Origin of the sequence: Streptomyces marispadix, from assembly GCF_022524345.1 — a bacterium.
In the GTDB taxonomy this organism is placed as follows: Bacteria; Actinomycetota; Actinomycetes; order Streptomycetales; family Streptomycetaceae; genus Streptomyces; species Streptomyces marispadix.
In genome coordinates this window covers 493,566-514,013 of sequence record NZ_JAKWJU010000002.1, presented here as the reverse complement: position 1 = coordinate 514,013, position 20,448 = coordinate 493,566, and the positions used below count along the sequence as shown (strand labels likewise).

The 20,448-nt window shown below is 72.2% G+C and carries 16 protein-coding genes and 2 pseudogenes; 15 read left to right on the top strand and 3 right to left on the bottom strand.

Features of this window, described 5'->3' with window-relative positions:
* Positions 1–6 precede the first annotated feature (6 nt).
* Positions 7–798: a FadR/GntR family transcriptional regulator gene (locus tag MMA15_RS02270; protein WP_241057250.1), complete on the bottom strand. Its 792-nt coding sequence runs from the start codon at positions 796–798 to the stop codon at positions 7–9.
* A gap of 85 nt (positions 799–883) precedes the next feature.
* On the opposite strand from MMA15_RS02270, the gene MMA15_RS02265 reads away from it, so the two are divergent.
* The 4 genes and pseudogenes from MMA15_RS02265 to MMA15_RS02250 all read left to right on the top strand — a co-directional run bounded on the left by MMA15_RS02265 (position 884) and on the right by MMA15_RS02250 (position 5,354).
* Positions 884–2,251, top strand: a complete 1,368-nt coding sequence (locus tag MMA15_RS02265) for a glutamine synthetase family protein (RefSeq protein ID WP_241057249.1) — start codon at positions 884–886, stop codon at positions 2,249–2,251.
* A 9-nt stretch (positions 2,252–2,260) separates the two neighbouring features.
* A pseudogene (locus tag MMA15_RS02260) lies at positions 2,261–3,647 on the top strand (aldehyde dehydrogenase family protein).
* The gene (locus MMA15_RS02255; protein ID WP_241057248.1) at positions 3,644–4,447 is read left to right on the top strand and encodes a 3-oxoacyl-ACP reductase; all 804 of its coding nucleotides are present in this window, start codon (positions 3,644–3,646) and stop codon (positions 4,445–4,447) included. Before MMA15_RS02260 ends, MMA15_RS02255 begins: the two are co-directional and overlap by 4 nt.
* A 79-nt stretch (positions 4,448–4,526) precedes the next feature.
* On the top strand, positions 4,527–5,354 hold the full coding sequence (locus MMA15_RS02250) for a DUF2510 domain-containing protein (RefSeq protein WP_241062929.1): 828 nt from the start codon (positions 4,527–4,529) through the stop codon (positions 5,352–5,354).
* A gap of 81 nt (positions 5,355–5,435) precedes the next feature.
* On the opposite strand, the gene MMA15_RS02245 is transcribed toward MMA15_RS02250, so the two are convergent.
* Positions 5,436–6,710, bottom strand: coding sequence for an alanine racemase (locus MMA15_RS02245; protein ID WP_241057247.1), 1,275 nt, complete (start codon positions 6,708–6,710; stop codon positions 5,436–5,438).
* 672 nt (positions 6,711–7,382) lie between these two features.
* Between MMA15_RS02245 and MMA15_RS02240 the strand changes: the two genes are divergently transcribed.
* The 4 genes and pseudogenes from MMA15_RS02240 (at position 7,383) to MMA15_RS02225 (ending at position 11,484) form a co-directional block, all read left to right on the top strand.
* Positions 7,383–8,231 (top strand): hypothetical protein, encoded by an 849-nt coding sequence (locus tag MMA15_RS02240; RefSeq protein ID WP_241057246.1) that lies wholly within the window; start codon positions 7,383–7,385, stop codon positions 8,229–8,231.
* A 194-nt stretch (positions 8,232–8,425) separates the two neighbouring features.
* Complete coding sequence (gene mycP / locus MMA15_RS02235; protein WP_308290495.1) at positions 8,426–9,601, top strand: type VII secretion-associated serine protease mycosin; 1,176 nt, start codon at positions 8,426–8,428, stop codon at positions 9,599–9,601.
* Between the two features lie 172 nt (positions 9,602–9,773).
* A pseudogene (locus MMA15_RS02230) lies at positions 9,774–10,597 on the top strand (SseB family protein).
* A gap of 149 nt (positions 10,598–10,746) precedes the next feature.
* Complete coding sequence (locus MMA15_RS02225) at positions 10,747–11,484, top strand: MIP family channel protein (RefSeq protein ID WP_241057245.1); 738 nt, start codon at positions 10,747–10,749, stop codon at positions 11,482–11,484.
* 93 nt (positions 11,485–11,577) lie between these two features.
* Here the strand turns inward: MMA15_RS02225 and MMA15_RS02220 are convergent, their stop codons facing one another.
* Complete coding sequence (locus MMA15_RS02220) at positions 11,578–11,952, bottom strand: DUF1844 domain-containing protein (protein WP_241057244.1); 375 nt, start codon at positions 11,950–11,952, stop codon at positions 11,578–11,580.
* Positions 11,953–12,282: 330 nt separating this feature from the next.
* Here MMA15_RS02220 and infC point away from each other — a divergent pair, with 330 nt between their 5' ends.
* The 7 genes from infC (at position 12,283) to pheT (ending at position 20,143) form a co-directional block, all read left to right on the top strand.
* Positions 12,283–12,915 carry a translation initiation factor IF-3 gene (infC, locus tag MMA15_RS02215; RefSeq protein ID WP_241057243.1) on the top strand — a complete coding sequence of 211 codons (633 nt, stop codon included), beginning with the start codon at positions 12,283–12,285 and terminating at the stop codon, positions 12,913–12,915.
* Positions 12,916–13,040: 125 nt separating this feature from the next.
* Positions 13,041–13,235: a 50S ribosomal protein L35 gene (gene rpmI, locus MMA15_RS02210; protein WP_070018614.1), complete on the top strand. Its 195-nt coding sequence runs from the start codon at positions 13,041–13,043 to the stop codon at positions 13,233–13,235.
* Positions 13,236–13,316: 81 nt separating this feature from the next.
* A complete protein-coding gene (rplT, locus tag MMA15_RS02205) occupies positions 13,317–13,700 on the top strand; it encodes a 50S ribosomal protein L20 (protein ID WP_241057242.1) in 384 nt (127 codons plus the stop codon).
* Positions 13,701–13,818: 118 nt separating this feature from the next.
* Positions 13,819–14,748 (top strand): TrmH family RNA methyltransferase, encoded by a 930-nt coding sequence (locus MMA15_RS02200; protein ID WP_241057241.1) that lies wholly within the window; start codon positions 13,819–13,821, stop codon positions 14,746–14,748.
* A 233-nt stretch (positions 14,749–14,981) separates the two neighbouring features.
* Positions 14,982–16,241: a sensor histidine kinase gene (locus tag MMA15_RS02195; RefSeq protein WP_372498312.1), complete on the top strand. Its 1,260-nt coding sequence runs from the start codon at positions 14,982–14,984 to the stop codon at positions 16,239–16,241.
* Between the two features lie 183 nt (positions 16,242–16,424).
* Complete coding sequence (pheS, locus tag MMA15_RS02190; protein WP_241057239.1) at positions 16,425–17,591, top strand: phenylalanine--tRNA ligase subunit alpha; 1,167 nt, start codon at positions 16,425–16,427, stop codon at positions 17,589–17,591.
* Positions 17,591–20,143 (top strand): phenylalanine--tRNA ligase subunit beta, encoded by a 2,553-nt coding sequence (gene pheT, locus MMA15_RS02185; RefSeq protein ID WP_241057238.1) that lies wholly within the window; start codon positions 17,591–17,593, stop codon positions 20,141–20,143. The genes pheS and pheT overlap by 1 nt, the downstream gene beginning before the upstream one ends.
* The last annotated feature ends 305 nt before the right edge of the window (positions 20,144–20,448 follow it).

The window sequence follows — 20,448 nt, the reverse complement described above, 5'->3', positions numbered from 1 at the left end:
GTCCGGTCAGGTCAGGAAGCCCCGCAGCAGCGCGGCGGTGCCCGCGCAGTGCTCGCGGCTCACACGCCGCGCCCGCTCGGGATCGCCCGCCAGCACGGCGTCGACCAGCTCCGTGTGCTGCTGCTGCGCGTGCTCCAAGTTGCGTACCAGCAGCGGAATCCGGCCCAGCAGATCGTTGACCTTCGCGCGTGCGGCGGCGTACTGGGCGGTCAGCGTGGGAGAACCGGCCAGCTCTACGAGGGTGAGGTGCAGGAGGGTGTCGCTGCGCCGGTAGTCGGCCAGCGCCGCGTTGCGCGTGGCGTCCAGGGCGGCGCGGAGACGGGCGGCCTCGTCTTCGTCCAGCCCGCGTGAGGCGCACAGTTCGGCCGCGCCGGTCTCCAGCACCTCGCGGAAGCGGAGGGTATCCCTCACGTCGTCTTCGCCGGTGGCGCCGGCGGCGCCGGACACGCCGCGCCGCAGCTCCTCAGGGGAGCCCGTGCCGGGCGAGGGCGGCTGAGGGTGTCGTACGAAGGTGCCCCCGTAGCGCCCGCGGCGGCTGACCACCAGGCCCTCCTCGGCGAGGACCTTCAGCACCTCGCGAAGCATGACGCGGCTGATGCCGAGGCGCCCGGCGAGTTCACGCTCGGAGGGAAGGCGTTCGCCGTCGGGGACGAGGCCCAGCCGGACGATCTGGAGTATCTGCTCCAGCGCTTCCTCGAAACCGTTGCCCGCCCGCACCGGCCGAAGCACAGCGGCGAGACGGTCGTCCCCGGCCGTGCCGCCGGACCCGCCCGTACCGGTGCCGTGCCGGGCGTTCACTGGCCTTCCCTCATCGGAACCCCTTCCGAACCAATGGTATTCGGGACTACCTTATGACTTCCCGTGGACCGACAGGAGGCCAGACGTGGCAGACCGCACACCCCCGCTCTCAGTCGACGAGCTTCGAGTGCTCGTCGAACGGGAGGAGATCGACACAGTCGCCCTGGCCTTCACGGACATGCAAGGGAGGCTGCAAGGCAAACGGTTCGCGGCCCGCCATTTCCTCGACGAGGTCCTGGAGCACGGCACCGAGGGCTGCAACTACCTTCTCGCCGTGGACGTCGACCTGAACACCGTCGACGGCTACTCCATGTCGTCCTGGGAGCGCGGCTACGGCGACTTCGCCATGCACGGCGACACCAGCACGCTGCGCCTCGTCCCGTGGAACCCGGGCACCGCGATGATCACCGCCGATCTGGCGTGGCACGACGGCTCGCCCGTCGCCGCCTCTCCCCGGCAGATCCTCCGCGGCCAGCTCGACCGGCTCGCCGAGCGCGGCTGGAGCGCCTACGCGGGCACCGAGCTGGAGTTCATGGTCTTCCGCGACACCTACGAGCAGGCGTGGGACAGCGCATACCGGGGGCTGACCCCGGCCAACCAGTACAACGTGGACTACTCGATGCTCGGCACCGGCCGCGTCGAGCCGCTGCTGCGCCGCATCCGCAACGAGATGGCCGCAGCCGGGATGCGCGTGGAGTCGGCGAAGGGCGAGTGCAACCTCGGGCAGCACGAGATCGCCTTCCGCTACGACGAGGCGCTCACCACCTGCGACCAGCACGTCGTCTACAAGACCGGCGCCAAGGAGATCGCCTCGCAGACCGGCCACGCGCTGACCTTCATGGCCAAGTACGACGAGCGCGAAGGCAATTCGTGCCACATCCACCTCTCGCTCCGCGACGCGGACGGCGCCCCGGTGCTCGCCGACGACGACGGCCCGTACGGCATGTCCGCCACGATGCGCCACTTCCTTGCCGGACAGCTCGCCGCGATGCGGGAGTTGACGCTGCTCTACGCCCCGAACATCAACTCCTACAAGAGGTTCCAGCCGGGCTCGTTCGCGCCCACGGCTGTCGCCTGGGGCCCCGACAACCGCACCTGCGCGCTGCGCGTCGTCGGGCACGGGCACGGCCACCGGCTGGAGAACCGCGTACCGGGCGGCGACGTCAACCCGTACCTCGCCACCGCCGGGATGATCGCCGCGGGCCTCCACGGCGTAGACCGGAAGCTGGAGCTTGAGGAGGCCTGCACGGGCAACGCCTACAACGGTGACGCCGAGCACGTCCCCACGACGCTGCGGGAGGCCGCCGAGCTGTGGGAGCGCAGCGACATCGCACGCGAGGCGTTCGGCGAGGAAGTCGTCGCGCACTACAGCAACATGGCGGCCGTCGAGCAGCAGGCATACGACACCGCCGTCACGGACTGGGAGCGCTTCCGCTCCTTCGAGCGCATGTGAGGAACGGCTTTGCCAGACCAGCACCACAAGGACGAACTTCCGGTCGTCAACCCGGCGACCGAGGAACTGATCACCACCGTCACCGCCGCCGGGCCCGGCGACGTCGACGCCGCGGTGCGCCGGGCGGCGCGAGCCCAGAGCGCCTGGGCGGCCCTCGCCCCCGGCGAACGGGCGCGGCTGCTGCGGCGGTTCGCCGTCACCGTCGACGAACACCTCGAAGAACTCGCCGGGCTGGAGATGCGCGAGGCCGGACATCCCCTCGGCAACGCCCGCTTCGAAGCCGGCAACGTACGCGACCTCCTCGACTACGCCGCCGGGGGAGTGGAACGGCTCAACGGCCGCCAGATCCCCGTCGAGGGCGGGATCGACGTCACCTTCGCCGAACCGCTCGGCGTCGTCGCCGTCATCGCGCCCTGGAACTTCCCCATGCCGGTGGCCGCATGGGGCACGGCGCCCGCGCTCGCCGCCGGCAACGCCGTCGTGCTGAAACCCGCCGAGACCACGCCGCTGACGGCGCTGCGCCTCGGCGAACTCGCCCTGGAGTCGGGGCTGCCCGAGGGCCTCTTCCAAGTGCTGCCCGGCGAGGGCCCGGTGGCCGGCACCGCCCTCGTCGAGCACGCGGGCGTGGCCAAGATCGTCTTCACCGGCTCAACGGCCGTCGGCAAGGACATCATGGCCAGATGCGCCGCGAGCGTTAAGCGCGTGACGCTCGAACTCGGCGGCAAGAGCCCCAACATCGTCTTCGCCGACGCGGACCTCGCGCTGGCCGCCTCGTCCGCCCCGGGCTCGTTCCTCGACAACACCGGGCAGGACTGCTGCGCCCGCAGCCGCATCCTCGTACAGCGCCAGGTCTACGACCGCTTCCTGGAGCTGCTGGAGCCCGCGGTGAAGACCTTCGCGGCGGGCGATCCGGCCGATCCGTCGACTCAGATGGGCCCGCTGATCTCGCACCGCCAGCGTGAACGCGTGCGCGGCTACGTACCGGAGGACGAGCCCGCGCTGATCCGCGCGCGAGGTCCCCGCGGGCAAGGGCTTCTGGTATCCGGCGACCGTGCTGGAGGGACGGCCCGGCGAGCGGCGCAGCGCCGAGGAGATCTTCGGCCCCGTCGCCGTGGCGATCCCCTTCGACGACGAGGAGGAGGCCGTCCGCATCGCCAACGACTCCGAGTACGGGCTCGCCGGTTCGGTCTGGACCCGGGACGTGGGGCGTGCCCTGCGGGTCTCCCGTGCCGTCGCGGCGGGCAACCTGTCCGTCAACTCCCATAGCGCCGTGCGCTATTCGACCCCCTTCGGCGGCTACAAGCAGTCGGGCCTCGGCCGTGAGCTGGGCCCCGACGCCCTCGCCGCCTTCACCGAGACGAAGAACGTCTTCATCAGCACGGAGGAGCAGCAGTGACCGAACCGCTCAACGGCCCCGCGCAGGCCGCAGACTGCCGCCGACTGACGGGCCGTACCGCCGTGGTGACCGGCGCCGGCAGCGGCATCGGCCTCGCCTCCGCGCGGCGGCTGGCCGCCGAGGGCGCACATGTGGTCTGCGCCGACGTCGACGGCGAGCGCGGCAAGGCCGCGGCCGAGGAGACCGGCGGACTGTACGTGGAGTCGGACGTCACCGACTCCGGGCAGGTCGAGGCGCTTTTCCGTACGGCGTACGAGACTTACGGCTCGGTCGACATCGCGTTCAACAACGCCGGGATCTCCCCGCCCGACGACGACTCGATCCTCACCACCGGCATCGACGCCTGGCAGCGCGTACAGCAGGTGAACCTCACCTCGGTGTATCTGTGCTGCAAGCACGTCATCCCGTACATGCAGCGGCAGGGGCGTGGCTCGATCATCAACACCGCCTCCTTCGTCGCGGTGCTGGGGGCCGCCACGTCGCAGATCAGCTACACCGCGTCCAAGGGCGGCGTGCTGGCGATGTCGCGGGAGCTGGGCGTGCAGTTCGCCCGTGAGGGCATCAGGGTCAACGCGCTCTGCCCGGGGCCCGTCAACACCCCGTTGCTGAAGGAGCTGTTCGCGAAGGACCCGGAGCGGGCACAGCGCCGCCTGGTGCACGTACCGCCCGGACGCTTCGCCGAGCCGGAGGAGATCGCCGCCGCTGTCGCCTTCCTGGCCAGCGACGACGCGTCGTTCGTCAACGCCACGGACTTCATGGTCGACGGCGGCATCTCCGGTGCGTATGTGACGCCTCTCTGACCGGTACGGGGCAGGGGGCCCGGGCCGGGCGGCGGCCATGTGATTCGTACAACTGTTGTCCTACAGTGCAAGCGTGAGCATGACGACGCCGCCCGGCTGGTACCCCGACCCCGACCCGGCGCAGAGAGCCAACTCGCCCTCCGCGGAACGGTGGTGGGACGGCTCCTCCTGGACGGGCCAGACCCGTACCAAGGCGGCCGTGCGCGGTCCTCTCGTCGCGGGTGTCGTGGGCGCGGCGGTGCTCGTCACCGCGCTCGTCGTCAGCGCCGTGCTCACCTTCGTGGTGGGCGCGGACAGCGCACCGCGCGACGAGGCGGGCGGCGGAGCCCCGAACGGCGAGCCCACGCAGCCGGGACCGGAGCCGGACGGACCGGAGGGGCCGGAGGGCCCGGAGAGCGAAGTACCGGCCACCGGGGTCGATCTGCCCGTGCTGGAGGGCTGGCGGCACGACCCGTTCGGGCCGATGGTCACCACCGGCGAGTACAGATGCCCCGGCAGCAAGGACGAGAGCTGTCTGCGCGGCTCGTCCTCCATCGTCGTCGCCCCGACGGACACCGCCAGCGCCGAGGACACGGCGAAGAGGGACATCGAACGGTTCGCCAAGACCGCCTACAGCAAGGGGACTTACGGCGGCATCACCTCGCACGAGGCGGTGGCCTCCGAGAAGACCTCGGTCGCGGGCGAGGAGGCGTACCGGGTGCGCTGGAAGATCGTCAACCGCACCAAGCCGGACGCCTACGTGGAGTCGGTGGCCTTCACCCACCCCGACGGCTCGGGCGAGATGCTGCTGTTGCGCACCGGCTTCGACATCGCGCGCTCCGCGCCTCCGCTCAGCGACATGGACAAGCTGGCCGAGGGGGTCAAGGAGGACGAGGGCACAGGCGGCACCCCGGGCAAGGACGTCTGAGGGCCGTTGCCGTCGTAGTCGAACCGCCGCACTCACGACGGCCGCCGGACTCACGACGGCCGCCGGGCAGCCGGTCGGCGCTCAGAGGAACGTGTGGCCCTCGCCCCGGTACGTCGGCAGCGAGGCGGTGACGCGGTCGCCTTCCACGGCGTGCAGGGTGTCGAAACGCTCGCACAGCTCACCGGCCTTGGCATGCCGGAACCACACGCGGTCGCCCACCAGCAGGTCGTCCGCGGCGGCCCCCAGCAGCGGCGTCTGCACCTCCCCGGCGCCCTCCTGCCTGTCGTAGCGCAGACCACGCGGAAGGAACGGCTGCGGCAGCCTGTCCGCGCCCGGCGCCCCCGATGCCGGATATCCGCCGCCCAGCACGGTCACCACACCGACGCCCGGCCTGCGTACGACGGGCAGCGCGAAGAGCGCGGCGGGCCTGCCCGTGAACGACGTGTAGTGGTCGAAGAGGCGCGGCGTGAACAGGCCGGAGCCGGCGGCGATCTCCGTGACGGCGTCCTCGGCGGCAGTGTGCTGAACGCTGCCCGTGCCGCCCCCGTTGACCAGCTCCAGATCCGGGGCGACCCGGCGCACCGCGGCTACGGCCGCGGCCCGGCGGGCGGCCAGTTCGCGCCGAGCGGCGGCCTGCATCAGCCGTACGCCGCGCGAGCGCGGCCAGTTGCCGGGAGCGTCGTCGCCCACGCCCGCGATGTGCCCCTCGTAGGCCATCAGTCCGGTCAGCCGGAACCCCTCGCGGCGGGTCACGGAGCGGGCCAGCTCGGCCAGCCGGGAGGGAGAGTGCAGCGGCGAGCGACGTGCACCGACACGGATGCGCCCGCCCAACAGCCGCAGGGACGTGTCGAGTTCGAGGCAGACCCGGATCTCCTGGGTGCCGCCGTCCCGCGCGGCGTCGATGAGGTCGAGCTGCGCGATGTCGTCCACCATCACGGTCACGCTGCGCGCGAGCTTCTCGTCCGCGGCCAGTTCTGCGAAGCCGGAGCGGTCGGCCGACGGATACGCCAGCAGTACGTCGTCGATGCCCGAGCGCGCCAGCCACAGGGACTCGGCGAGGGTGAAGCTCAGTACCCCGGCGAATCCCTCGCGGGCGAGCACACGCTCCAACAGGGCACGGCAGCGCACCGACTTGCTCGCCACGCGCACCGGCTTGCCACCGGCACGGCGCACCAGATCGTCGGCGTTCGCGTCGAACGCCTGGAGATCCACGATGGCGAGCGGCGCATCGAGATGGGCCGTCGCACGGTCGTAGCGGCCGCGGTCGGCCGCGGGACCTGCTCCGTGACCGGCCGCTGGACGGGCCGTGGAGCGTGCTTCTGTACGGGACGCGGGGTCCGGTTCGACGTCGGGCACCCCGGCAGCTTGCCAGAGCCGAGCCGTGCAGGACAGCCCTGCCATCTGCCCGACCGGGTTGCCGGGACCACCAGTTCGCACCGTAGAGTGACGGCCGCACGCTGTGATGAGTCTGGACCAGCGGCGTGCTGTCCGATACGAACCGGCATGCCCCGAAAGGGATCGTGTGGGGTGGCACTGCGCGCGGGAGGGGTGCAGATGAGCACTGACGCCGACCGCACACACTCCCCGGACCCTTCACCGGACTCGATTCCCGGACGTCCCCAGGTCCCGCCACGCCCCGCATTTCCCCCGCGCCCCTCCGCGTCTCCGCGTACGGGCGCGCCCGTGGAGCATCCCCAGAGAGACGAGCCCACCCCACAGATGCCGCACGACACGGAATCGGACGCATCCAGGCCCGCCGGCCCCCGGCCCTCGTCCGCCCCGTCCCCCTCTTCCGCTCCCCCCGGAGGGCCACGCGTGCCCTGGCCCTCCTCGACTCCCCAGCCACCGCCGCCTACCGGGGAGCCGCTGACGTCGGGAACGGCAAGCCGCGGGGGTTCCGCCACGGGGGCCGACGGCCAGGGCGGCTCGGGAGCCAGAGGCAGCAGCGGACCGGAAGGCGGCAACTCCGGGCCCGGCACCGCTGGTGGCGCCGGGCGGCCGGGCGCCGTACCGCCGCAGCGCCCGCCGATGCCCGCCACCCCGCCCGCGAGTCCCGGCGGACCCCCCGACTCGGGCCCCGCCACCTGGCAGTTGAGGCCCGTACGTGACGAGCCCGTGCACAACCGTCCCGCGCCGCGCACAGTCGCCGCCGCCGTCTGCCTCGTGCTGGGCGTCGGGCTGCTGGGCGGTGCCGCCGCCGGCACGCTGTTCACCGACGACCCCGGCCAACAGGCGGTCACCGACGGCTCGTTCGACGAGATGCGCGCCGCGTGGCACAACAACTCCGTCGACCGGCTCTTCCCCCGCGTACTGGAGGGACGGGGAGCGGGGCCCGGCGGCGCCGACCGCCGCTGGCTGCGCGTCGCGGTCGCCCCGGACAGCAACTGCCGGGGCGCGTTCGACCCGTTGCTGGCCAAGGCACTCTCGCCCGTGGGATGCAGCCGCCTGGTGCGGGCGACCTACGCCGACGAGACCACCAGCAGCGTCACCACCGTAGGACTGCTCTTCACCCGCTCCGAGGGGGCGGGCATGCGAGCGCTGCGCAAGCGGTTCGCCGTGGAGAACCTCAGCGAACGCACCGACCTCATGCCACGTCCCTACGGGTCACGCGGCACGGTCTCGGCCGACTTCGGCGACGCGCAGCGGGCGAGCTGGACGATACGGGTGCTCTCCGACGCTCCCGTCGTCGTCTACGCGGTGAGCGGTTTCGCCGACGGACGTGTGGTCAGCGATCCGCAGCCCGCGGCCGAGGCGACCGAGAAGGGCGAGACCTCCGCCGCGGCGCAGGCCGGACTCGGCCATGACGCACAGGGCATCGCGGACCGCATCGAGCGCCGGCTGCGCAGTGCGGCAGGAGAAGCGGAGGACGACCAGTGAAAGACCCCCGTACCGCGGACCTTCGAAGCGGGGACCCCCGGCCCGCGGGGCCCGGCACCACGTCCGCCCGGCCCGGCACTCCTTCTGCGAAGCCCACGGCCGCGCCGGGGTCCGGGCCCCCGACTGCGCCCGTACGCACACGACTTGCACGCAGCGGGCCCGTACGCGGCCACTCCCGCCGTCTCACGTCGGCGGTGCTCGCGGGGGCGCTCGGCATCCTCCCGCTGCTGCCCGCGGCCGGAAGCGCGGCAGCGGCGGACGGCGAGGGCATCCAGCGCCAGCAGTGGGGCCTGAAGGCCATCCACGCCTCGGACGCCTGGAAGACCACCAGGGGCAAGGGCATCACCGTCGCCGTGCTCGACACCGGCGTCGACCCGAGCCACCCCGATCTGAAGGGCGCCGTACACGGCGGCAAGGACTTCCTCGGCATGGGCGCGAAGAAGGGAGACCGCGCCTGGGCGCGGCACGGCACCGCCATGGCGGGCATCATCGCCGGGCACGGACACGGCAAGGGCCGCAAGCTCGGCGTCCTCGGCGTCGCCCCGGACGCCAGGATCCTCCCCGTACGGGTACTGCTGGAGGACAGCGACCCCAAGCGCAAGGAAGCGCGCGACCAGCGGCCCACCGCCCTCGCCGCCGGTATCCGCTGGGCCGCCGACAAGGGCGCCGACGTCATCAACCTCTCCCTCGGGGACGACAGCAGCTCAGCGCACCCGGAGCCGGGCGAGGACGCCGCCGTCCGCTACGCGCAGCGCAAGGGCGCGGTCGTCGTCGCCTCCGCCGGGAACGGCGGCGAGGAGGGCGACCACGTCTCCTATCCTGCGGCCTATCCCGGGGTCGTCGCGGTCACGGCCGTCGACCGCCGCGGGGCACGGGCGTCGTTCTCCACGCGGCGCTGGTACGCGACGGTCGCCGCCCCCGGCAAGCAGGTGCTGATCGCCGACCCGGACCGGCATTACTACGAGGGCTGGGGCACCAGCGCGGCCTCGGCCTTCGCCTCTGGCGCGGTCGCGCTCGTACGGGCCGCACACCCCGATCTCAGCCCGGCCCAGATCAAGGACCTGATCTCCGACACCGCCCGCCACACTCCCGAGGGCGGACGCAGCGACGCCCTGGGCACGGGAGTCGTCGACCCCGCGGCGGCCATCGAGATGGGCACGAACATCAAGCCGCGCAAGCAGCAGCCCAGCCAGCCGCCCTACAGGAGCGAGTTCTTCGGCACCGGCCCGGACGACGGGCCGAGCGCGGGCTGGCTGGCGACCATGGCCGCCGTGCTGGGGCTGCTGCTGATCGGGGGCGCGGTGGCGGTGCACAAGGGCGTGAGCCTGGAGACTCTGCGCGGGGCACGCTCGCGTCTGCCGCGCGGCTGAGTTGTGTCGACGCTGAGACGGCGCGCGGCAGAGACGGCGCGCCGGCTGAGGCGGCCGGGGCGGCGGCGGGTTTCCGGGCGCACGACCCCGGCTTTCGAGCCCGTGCTCCCCGTCCGTTCCGCTCTCGCCCCGGCGTGAAGAGGCGCGTCCGTACGGAACTAAGCTCAGGCCCGTGGCGCTCAAGGAGATCCCCGACCCCGGCTTCGCCGACGACGACGGCTCCGCCGACCCCGCTCTGGCCGAGGCGCTCGCCGCCTGGCGGACCGACCCGGCACGGCCGGGCGCCGAACAGCGCGTGTTGGAGGCACTGACCCGGGCGCGGCTGCTGGTGCCCGTCGTCGCGGTGGAACGCTCGGACCCCTCGCCGGACCCGGCTTCGGGCGCGGCCCCGGGGCAGCGAGAAGCGGGGGAGGAGACGGGCGGGCCGGACCCACGCGCGGCGGGCGGGGAGAAGACCAGCGACATGGCCGTTCCGACGCTGACCTCCCCCAAGGTCGCCGCGCGCTGCCCGCGTTCACCAGCACCGACTCCCTCGCCCGCTGGGACGCCGCGGCCCGCCCCGTCGCCGTACCGCTGCACCAGGCGCTCCAGGCGCTCGCCCACGAGCAGGCCGACACCCTCGTACTGGACCTCGCAGGCCCGGTCACATACCAGCTCACCGGCCCGGCGCTGCGTGCTCTCGCCGAGGGCCGCACCGGCACGGACGCCTCCGCCGACGCCCGGGTCGCCGCCGCGCTCCGTACGCTGCTGGCCGCCGAGCCCGAGGTGACGGGCGCGTATCTCGCCCCCGGCGGCCCGCGGTCCGACGGCACCCTCGCACTGACCCTCGACCCGGGGACCTCGGCCGACACCGAGGCGGCCTCCGCCGCGGTGCGGCGCCTCGCCGGTGCCCTGGCGTCCGACGAGACGCTGCGCTCCCGCCTCCTGAGCGGACTGGAGATCGCCCTCCTTCCGCCCGGCACCTCGCTGCCCGGGAGCGCCCTCTACCGCCGCTGACGCGCCCTCACTCCCGTACGGTCACGCGCCCCGTTCGCGCCCGTTCCCCTTGTGCCGCCCCGCCCTTGCGTGCCCGTCCCGCTCGACATGCGAGCCCGGCGCGTGCGGCGGAGGATGGTGGACGACCGATCCCGACTGTGGGGAGTGCCATGCAGACCGAGACGGAACTCCAGACCACCGCGGCGGAATTCCTGGGGACCCTGGTGCTCGTCTTCTTCGGAGTGGGCGCCACGGTGCTGTCGGGCGAGTACATCGGGACGCTCGGCATCGCCCTGACCTTCGGCTTCACGCTGCTCGCAGTCGCGTACCTCTTCGGACCGGTCTCCGGCGCCCATGTGAACCCGGCCGTCACCCTCGGCATGCTCGCGGCCAAGCGCCTCGACGTGCACACCGCGGTGAAGTACTGGATCGCACAGCTCGCCGGCGCCATCGCGGGCGCCGCGCTCCTCTTCCTCCTCGCCAAGCAGGTCCCCGGGCTGAAGACCAGCGAGAGCTTCGGCACCAACGGCTTCGGAGACCGCTCGGCAGTGCAGATCAACCTCGGCGGCGCGTTCCTCGCCGAGCTGCTGATGACCGCGCTGCTCGTCTACGTCTATCTCTGCATGACGCACAGAATCGCGATCGCGGGCTTCGGCGGCATCCCCATCGGACTGACGCTGGCGGTGGTCAGCCTGGTCGGCATCCCGCTCACGGGAGCCTCCGTCAACCCGGCCCGCAGCCTGGGCCCGGCCATCTTCGCGGGCGGTGCGGCGCTGACCCAGTTCTGGCTCTTCCTCGTGGCACCGCTGGTGGGCGGCCTGCTGGCGGCCGCGGTGCACCGGGTCACACATCCGCCCGCGGGCGCGGACCTGCACCGCAACCTCCAGCCCTCGGGCTCGCCGCGCTGAACGGCGGCGTCCGCGCCGTTCAGCCGGGCTGCCGAAGGACCTGCCTACGGAGCCGCCTGCGAAGGGCGAACCCGGGCGGGCGGCCCGCTCACGTCAGCTCAACACCGGCCCCGTGAACTTCTCGCCAGGCCCCTGACCCGGCTCGTCCGGCACCGCCGACGCCTCACGGAAGGCCAGTTGGAGCGACTTCAGCCCGTCCCGCAGCGGCGCCGCATGGTACGAGCCGATCTCCGTGGCGCTCGCGGTGACGAGACCGGCCAGCGAGTGGATGAGCTTCCGCGCCTCGTCCAGGTCGCGGTGCTCCTCCCCGCCCTCGGACAGTCCGAGGTTGACCGCCGCCGAACTCATCAGATGCACGGCGACGGTGGTGATCACCTCGACCGCCGGTACGTCCGCGATGTCGCGGGTCATGCTGTCGAAGTCGGGACCGCCGGGCGCCTGCGGGCCGCTGGAAGCTGAGTCGCTCATGTGTGCCAGCCTAGGCCCCGCCGTCGCAGCCGTGCTCCCGCCCCGTATCGCCCTCGCACCGCCCCGGTGGGGCGTGTTAGTGCCCCCTGGTATGCTGGGAAACCGACCGGCTGGAGAGTAAGTGACTTCAGCCCGCAAGTGGAGGCTCCGAACTCCCACCTGACGGCCCCCAGGGCCGCGGGTCAACGGTCAGGCTGCGCCCCGCGGATCGCGCGTCGGTGCTCCAGGTCTTTGAGGAGCCACCGCCTGTGTCCGTCAGGGGCGTTTTCTGCGTCTCGGCGCGGTGGTCACACAGACGACATCACTTGCGCGGCCGTCCGCCAGACCGCCGTGCCGTGTACCCGAGGAGGCCCCATCAGCGCCGAGCCCCGCATCAACGACCGGATTCGCGTCCCCGAGGTGCGACTCGTCGGTCCCAGTGGCGAGCAGGTCGGCATCGTGCCGCTTGCCAAGGCCCTGGAGCTCGCACAGGAATACGACCTCGACCTAGTCGAGGTGGCCGCGACGGCCCGCCCGCCGGTGTGCAAGCTCATGGACTACGGAAAGTTCAAGTACGAGTCGGCCATGAAGGCCCGTGAGGCGCGCAAGAACCAGGCGCACACGGTCATCAAGGAGATGAAGCTCCGGCCGAAGATCGATCCGCACGACTACGACACCAAGAAGGGTCACGTCGTCCGGTTCCTCAAGCAGGGTGACAAGGTCAAGATCACGATCATGTTCCGCGGACGTGAGCAGTCCCGCCCCGAGCTGGGCTTCCGGCTGCTTCAGCGGCTCGCGGACGACGTCGCCGACCTGGGTTTCGTGGAATCCAACCCGAAGCAGGACGGCCGCAACATGATCATGGTGCTCGGTCCGCACAAGAAGAAGACCGAGGCGATGGCCGAGGCCCGCGAGGCGCAGGCCGCCCGCAAGGCCGGCCGCCAGCAGGAGAGCAACCCCGCCGAGGAGCCCGCCGAGGCGTGAGCCCTCCAGGGGCCTCCTGCCTCGGGACACCCCGCACAACCCCCGTACAAGCGACAGACGGCGCCTTCGACACCGGCCGGGAACGGCCGGGCGCGGGGCGTCACCGACGAGGAGTGAACGGCGACATGCCGAAGAACAAGACGCACAGTGGTGCCCGTAAGCGCTTCAAGATCACCGGCTCGGGCAAGGTGATGCGCCAGCGTGCCGGTCGCCGCCACCTTCTCGAGCACAAGCCGTCCACGTTGACGCGCCGCCTTGCCGGCAAGACCGAGATGGCCCCGGCCGACGCCAAGAAGGCCAAGAAGCTTCTCGGCAAGTAAGGCCGGTTCGACCGGGACCCAATCGATTCGGGCTGGGTGGTCGTCCCACCAGACCGGCCCCGTGTACCAAGGAGTTATCAAGTGGCACGCGTCAAGCGGTCAGTCAACGCACACAAGAAGCGCCGGGCGATCCTGGAGCAGGCCAGCGGCTACCGCGGCCAGCGCTCCCGTCTGTACAGGAAGGCGAAGGAGCAGGTCACCCACTCCTACGTCTACAACTACAACGACCGTAAGCGGCGCAAGGGCGACTTCCGCCAGCTTTGGATCCAGCGCATCAACGCCGCGGCCCGCGCCAACGGCATCACGTACAACCGCTTCATCCAGGGTCTGAAGGCCGCCGAGATCGAGGTGGACCGCAAGATCCTCGCCGACCTCGCGGTCAACGACGCCGGGGCGTTCACCGCGCTCGTAGAGGCGGCGCAGAAGGCTCTGCCGAGCGACGTCAACGCTCCGAAGGCAGCCTGAAGCACACCGCAGGCGTGACGCATCGCAGCGGACCCGTGGGCATCAGCGCCCGCGGGTCCGCTGCTGTCGCGGCCTCGGCACCCTCGCAGGTCACGAACCGAGAAGTGAGCCGCCGCCCATGGGCACCCCCGACCCCGACCCGATCCACGGCACCGATCCGATCTCGCCGCGCTCCGCACGCGTAGCGGCAGCACGTCGGCTCGTGCGGCGCAACTTCCGCGCCAAGGACCGCCGTTTCCTGGCCGAGGGGCCGCAGGCGGTACGTGAGGCCGTCGGCGCTGTGGTGGGCGGCGGCTGCGCCGACGGCGGCTCGGGCGGCGGTCCGCACGCCGCTCCGTCCGCGCTCGTGGAGCTGTTCGCGACCGCCGAGGCAGCCGGGCGTCACCCCGAAATCCTGTGCGGGGCACGGGAGTCGGGCGCACGCGTCCATCTCGCCGATCCGCAGACGCTGGACGGCATCGCGCAGACCGTCAGCCCGCAGGGCCTCGTGGGGGTGTGCCGCTTCACCGACTCGCCGCTGGAGGAGGTACTGGCCGCCCGGCCGCGCCTCGTGGCCGTACTCGCGCATGTACGCGATCCCGGCAACGCGGGCACCGTGCTGCGCTGTGCCGACGCCGCGGGGGCGGATGCCGTGATCCTCACCGACGCCTCCGTCGATCTGTACAACCCCAAGACGGTGCGGGCTTCCGCCGGTTCGCTCTTCCATCTGCCCGTGGCCGTGGGCGTACCGGTCGCCGAGGCCGCCGAGGGGCTGCGCGGAGCGGGCGTACGTCTGCTGGCCGCCGACGGAGCCGGCGAGCGGGACCTCGACGACGAACTCGACGAGGGGGCCATGAGCGGCCCCACCGGATGGATCTTCGGAAACGAGGCGTGGGGCCTGCCGGAGGAGACCCGCGCGCTCGCCGACGAGGTGGTGCGGGTCCCCATTCACGGGCGGGCGGAGAGCCTCAACTTGGCGACCGCTGCTGCCGTTTGCCTGTACGCGTCGGCACGGGCGCAGCGCAGCGCGGGGCGGCGCCGCGAAGGTTCCGGCGGCGACGGCACGTAGCACGTCAGCGGCCTCCCGCAGAGCGGCTACGGCTGTGCCGAACCGTGCGCCCCGGCGCGCGCCCGGGGCGCATCGCACCCGCTGCCGTGCGGCTTCCGCCCCACGTCGCGGGGAGGGACAGGCGGACGGTGCACTAGTAGGGTGGCCGGGCCCGGAGTCGGACAGGTCGGGGCCGGATGTTCCAGCCGGGGACCGTGGAGCCGGTGATGCCAGAAGAGGGGGGTGCGGGCGGGATGGACGTGTGGACGGAGCGCGCAATGCCGCGCGGTGCCCCGTCCTCGTCACCTTCCGCTTCCGCCGGCCAGGGATGCACGTCGAGCCAGGGATGTACGGGCGACGCGGTGAGTTCGGGCGACGCGGGCCTCGGCGAGGACCACCGCGCCCACGACGTCAACTCCCGTAGCGCGAACGGAGCTTCGCCGCCGCACCCCGAAGACCACGCACCCGGCGTCGATCCCGACGATCTGCCCGAGGGCCTGGTCGTCGCCGACGGCACGGGCAGGGTCGTCTGCTTCAACGCCGCCGCCGCCCGCCTCACCGGCCGCAGCCCCGCCGAAGCCGTCGGCGGCAGCCTCCAGCACGCGCTGCCCCTGGAGGACATGCACGGCCGCCGCTGGTGGCAGGTCACCGACCCCTACGGCGGCCTCGCGACCCGTACCGGCCAGCCCGAGCGCAACCTGCTGCTCCCCGGGGGTCGTGAAGTGCTGGTCGCCGCCCGCTACATACGGGCGCAGCCCCTCGGCCCCCTCCAGCGGCTGGTGGTGACCCTGCGCAGCACCGAGGCCCGCCGCCGCGCGGAGCGCAGCCACGCCGAACTGATCGCGACGGTCGCACACGAACTGCGTTCCCCGCTCACCTCCGTGAAGGGCTTCACCGCGACGCTGCTGGCGAAGTGGGAGCGCTTCACCGACGACCAGAAGCGGCTGATGCTGGAGACCGTCGACGCCGACGCCAACCGCGTCACCCGGCTCATCGCCGAACTCCTCGACATCTCCCGTATCGACTCCGGGCGCCTGGAGGTGCGGCGGCAGCCGGTGGACATGGCGGCGGCCGTACGCCGCCACATCGACGCGCACATCGCGGCGGGACGCTCCGCCGACCGTTTCGTCACCCGCGTGACCGGGCCGCTGCCCGGACTGTGGGCCGACCCCGACAAGATCGACCAAGTGCTGGGCAATCTGCTGGAAAACGCGGTGCGCCACGGCGAGGGCACTGTCACCATCGAGGTGGCACCCGCCCCCCTCCGCAGCGACGAAGAAGGAACGGCAGTCACCGTGAGCGACGAAGGCCCCGGCATTCCCGAGGAGTCGATGAGCCGCGTCTTCACCCGCTTCTGGCGGGGCAGCAAGCGCGGCGGCACCGGCCTGGGCCTCTACATCGTCAAGGGCATCGTCGAGGCGCACGGCGGGACGATCACCGTGGGACGGGCGGTCGCCGGTGGCGCCCAGTTCCGATTTACCCTGCCCGTGGGCGCCCCTGCCTTTCTGGGCTGAGCGGCGCGCACGGGCTTCTCCGCAGCCCAGCGGGAGCGCGGCCCCTCCGCGTGATCAGGCGATCACGGCCGTGTGCGGCGGCGCACTCCCGTCCATCTAGACTCGGCTGCCGGGGTCCCCACCCCAGGCCCCCGGCCGAAGGGCACCTTGCGCAGCCGGATCCAATCGGAAGTACGGGAAACGATGTCCGCACCCAACAAGTCCTACGACCCCGTCGAGGTCGAGGCACTGAAACCGGAAGTGATCGACCGGGCGAAGGACGAGGCGCTCGCCGCCATCGCCGCCGCCGGTGATCTCGAATCGCTGCGAGAGGTGAAGGCCGCCCACGCCGGCGACCGCTCCCCGCTGGCCCTCGCCAACCGCGAGATCGGCGCCCTGCCCCCGCACGCCAAGGCCGACGCGGGAAAGCGCGTGGGCCAGGCACGCGGCGCCGTGGGCCAGGCGCTGAAGCAGCGGCAGGAGGAGCTGGAGCGCGAGCGCGACGAGCGGGTCCTCGTGGAGGAGGCAGTGGACGTCACGCTGCCCTACGACCGTTCACCCGCCGGTGCCCGCCATCCGCTGACGACGTTCTGCGAGCGCGTCGAGGACATCTTCGTGGCCATGGGCTACGAGGTGGCGGAGGGACCGGAGGCCGAGGCCGAGTGGTTCAACTTCGACGCCCTCAACATCGCGCCCGACCACCCGGCGCGCACGATGCAGGACACCTTCTTCGTACGCGCGCCCAAGGACGCGGGCGGCGAGAACGGCGGCCCCGTCGACGACAGCGGCGAGGGGACCGGCGACAGCGGCGTCGTGCTGCGCACCCACACCTCGCCCGTGCAGATCCGTACGATGCTCGACCGCGAGCCGCCGGTCTACGTCATCTGCCCCGGCCGGGTCTTCCGTACCGACGAGCTGGACGCCACGCACACGCCCGTCTTCACCCAGGTCGAACTCCTCGCCGTCGACGAGGGCCTGACGATGGCCGACCTCAAGGGCACGCTCGACCACATGGTGCGCGAGCTGTTCGGCGAGGGAGTGCACACCCGGCTGCGGCCCAACTACTTCCCGTTCACCGAGCCTTCGGCCGAGATGGACATGGTCTGCTACCGCTGCCACGGCGAGTCCGTCGGCAATCCGGACCGTCCCTGCCGCACCTGCTCCAGCGAGGGCTGGATCGAACTGGGCGGCTGCGGCATGGTCAACCCGCGCGTGCTGACCGCCTGCGGCGTCGACCCGGAGAAGTACAGCGGGTTCGCCTTCGGATTCGGAATCGAGCGGATGATGATGTTCCGCCACAACGTCGAGGACATGCGAGACATGGTCGAGGGTGACGTGCGCTTCACCAGGCCGTTCGGGATGGAGATCTGATGCGCGCCCCGCTTTCGTGGCTGCGAGAGTACGTAGAGCTGCCGGCAGGCGAGACCGGTCGGGACGTCGCGGCGAAGCTGATCGAGGCCGGTCTGGAGGTCGAGACCGTCGACCGGCTGGGCGCCGGGCTCAAGGGCCCGCTGGTCGTCGGCAAGGTCCTCGCGATCGAGGAGCTGGCGGAGTTCAAGAAGCCGATCCGCTACTGCCAGGTCGACGTCGCCAACTCCGGCGGTGAGCCGCAGAACATCATCTGCGGCGCCACCAACTTCGCCGTCGGCGACAAGGTCGTGGTGGCGCTGCCCGGAGCCGTGCTGCCCGGCGACTTCGCCATCAGCGCCCGTAAGACCTACGGCAGGGTCTCCGAGGGCATGATCTGCTCGGCGGCCGAACTCGACATGGGCGACGACCACTCGGGCATCATCGTGCTGCCGCCGGAGTACGAGCCGGGCGCCGACGCCGTCGAGGTGCTCGAACTCCTCGACGAGGTACTGGACATCGCCGTCACGCCCGACCGCGGCTACTGCCTGTCCATGCGCGGGATCGCCCGCGAGACGGCCATCGCGTACGGGCAGCAGCTCCGCGACCCGGCGCTGCTGGACGTGCCCACGCCCAACGCCGAGGGCTTCCAGGTGAACGTCGCCGACCCGGGAGGCTGCGACCGCTTCGCCGCACGCACCGTCACCGGGCTGCGGCCCGAGGCGGCCTCGCCGCTGTGGCTCCAGAGGCGTTTGCAGAAGTCCGGCATGCGCCCCGTCTCCCTGCCCGTCGACATCACCAACTACGTGATGCTGGAGCTGGGTTCGCCGCTGCACGCCTACGACCGCGAGAGGCTGGACGGACCGATCACGGTCCGCCGTGCGACCCCGGGCGAGCGGCTGACCACCCTCGACGGCACGAAGCGGAAGCTCGACCCGGAGGACCTCGTCATCGCCGACGACTCCGGGCCCATCGGCCTCGCCGGAGTGATGGGCGGCATCAACAGCGAGGTCGCCGACCCCGAGCAGGACCCGCAGAGCGGCGAGTGGCGCGGCACGACCGAAGTCGTCGTGGAGGCCGCCCACTTCGACCCGGTGACCGTGGCGCGTGCGAGCAGGCGGCACAAGATCTCCTCAGAGGCGTCCAGGCGTTTCGAGCGCGGCGTCGACCCGGAGGCCGCCGCCGCGGCCGCGCAGCGCGCCGTCGATCTGCTGGTGCTCCTCGCCGGCGGCACCGCCGGGTCCGGGGTCACCCACTTCGCCAAGCCGCACGGGCCGCACACCGTCAAGATCCCGGCCACCCATCCCGGCCGGGTCGCGGGGGTCACCTATGCCCGCGAGACCGTCGTACGACGGCTTCAGCAGGTGGGCTGCGACGTGTACGGGCAGGACGAACTGACCGTCACCGTGCCCTCGTGGCGTCCCGACCTGACCGACCCCAACGACCTCGCCGAGGAGGTCATCCGGCTGGAGGGCTACGAGAACCTGCCCTCGACGCTGCCCAGGCCGCCCGCCGGGGAGGGCCTGACCGAGCGGCAGCGGCTGCACCGCAGGGTCGGGCGCGCACTGGCCGGCGCCGGCTATGTCGAAGCGCTCAACTACCCCTTCGTCGGGCAGGGTTCGTTCGACCAGCTCGGCCTGCCCGAGGACGATGCCCGGCGTCGCACCGTCGACCTCGTCAACCCGCTCTCCGACGAGGAGCCGTCGCTGCGCACCACGCTGCTGCCGGGCCTGCTGAGCGCGCTGCGGCGCAACGACGGCCGCGGCAGCCAGGAAAGCCAGGGCGGACTGGCCCTCTTCGAGACGGGCCTGGTGTTCGTGCCGACCGGCGAGGAGACGCGGGCGGGACGGCCGGGCGTCGAGGCGCGCCCCGCGGACGAGGAGATCGCCTCCCTCGAAGCGGCGCTGCCGCGGCAGCCGAGGCATGCGGCCGTGGTGCTGTCGGGGCCGCGGGAACAGCCCGGCTGGTGGGGCGAGGGGCGCCCGGCGAACTGGGCCGACGCGGTCGAGGCCGCACGCACGGTCGCGAGCGCTGCCGGTGCCGAACTGACCGTGCGCGCCGCCCGATACGAGCCCTGGCACCCCGGGCGCTGCGCGGCGCTCTACGTCACGGGCGAGGCCGGTGGCGAGAGGCTGGTCGGCCACGCCGGCGAGTTGCATCCGCGTGTGGTCAAGGCGCTGGGGCTGCCGCAGCGTTCCTGTGCGATGGAGATCGACCTGGACGCCGTGGAGAAGGCGGGCGGCGGGCTCGTACCGGCACCGAGGGTCTCCGGGTTCCCGGTGGCGACCAGGGATGTGGCCCTGGTCGTGGACGAGTCCGTACCGGCGGCCGACGTGGAGGCCGCGCTGCGCGAAGGTGCGGGCGAACTCCTCGAATCCGTGCGGCTGTTCGACGTCTTCACCGGTGAACAGCTCGGCGGCGGGCGCAAGTCGCTGGCGTACGCGCTGCGTTTCCGCGCGGGCGACCGTACGCTCACCGCCGACGAGGCGTCGGCGGCGCGGGACGCGGCGGTGGCTGCGGCCGTCGAGCGCACGGGTGCGGTGCTGCGCGGAGCGGAGTCGCCTGCGGGCTCCTGAGACGCGCAAGCGGTCTGAGAGCGTCTGCGGGCGGCCCGAGTTCGGGCACGGGAGCGGCCCGGCCCCTGGATCACACCGGGGGCCGGGCCGCTCTGTGTGCTGTGGGCCGCGTTCTGGTTCCGTGCTCGCCGGTGTGCCTGGGCGGAGGCCGACTTCCGGACGTGGCAACGGAGTTCGCACGTAAGGGCGGACCGTTCACGCACAGCCACGCGCCCGGTCACTCAATCGTGTGAGGAATACCGGACCTTGGCAGGTGCGGCTCGTGGTTCGTACAACATCGTCCTGGTCGTGGGGAATCGGGAAGT

Excerpts from the sequence above, each read along its gene's own strand:
- MMA15_RS02250 (WP_241062929.1), top strand. The coding sequence starts at position 4,527 with ATGACGACGCCGCCCGGCTGGTACCCCGACCCCGACCCGGCGCAGAGA.
- MMA15_RS02240 (WP_241057246.1), top strand. The coding sequence starts at position 7,383 with ATGCCCGCCACCCCGCCCGCGAGTCCCGGCGGACCCCCCGACTCGGGC.
- MMA15_RS02225 (WP_241057245.1), top strand. The coding sequence starts at position 10,747 with ATGCAGACCGAGACGGAACTCCAGACCACCGCGGCGGAATTCCTGGGG.
- MMA15_RS02220 (WP_241057244.1), bottom strand. The coding sequence starts at position 11,952 with ATGAGCGACTCAGCTTCCAGCGGCCCGCAGGCGCCCGGCGGTCCCGAC.
- rpmI (WP_070018614.1), top strand. The coding sequence starts at position 13,041 with ATGCCGAAGAACAAGACGCACAGTGGTGCCCGTAAGCGCTTCAAGATC.
- MMA15_RS02200 (WP_241057241.1), top strand. The coding sequence starts at position 13,819 with ATGGGCACCCCCGACCCCGACCCGATCCACGGCACCGATCCGATCTCG.
- MMA15_RS02195 (WP_372498312.1), top strand. The coding sequence starts at position 14,982 with ATGGACGTGTGGACGGAGCGCGCAATGCCGCGCGGTGCCCCGTCCTCG.
- pheS (WP_241057239.1), top strand. The coding sequence starts at position 16,425 with ATGTCCGCACCCAACAAGTCCTACGACCCCGTCGAGGTCGAGGCACTG.
- pheT (WP_241057238.1), top strand. The coding sequence starts at position 17,591 with ATGCGCGCCCCGCTTTCGTGGCTGCGAGAGTACGTAGAGCTGCCGGCA.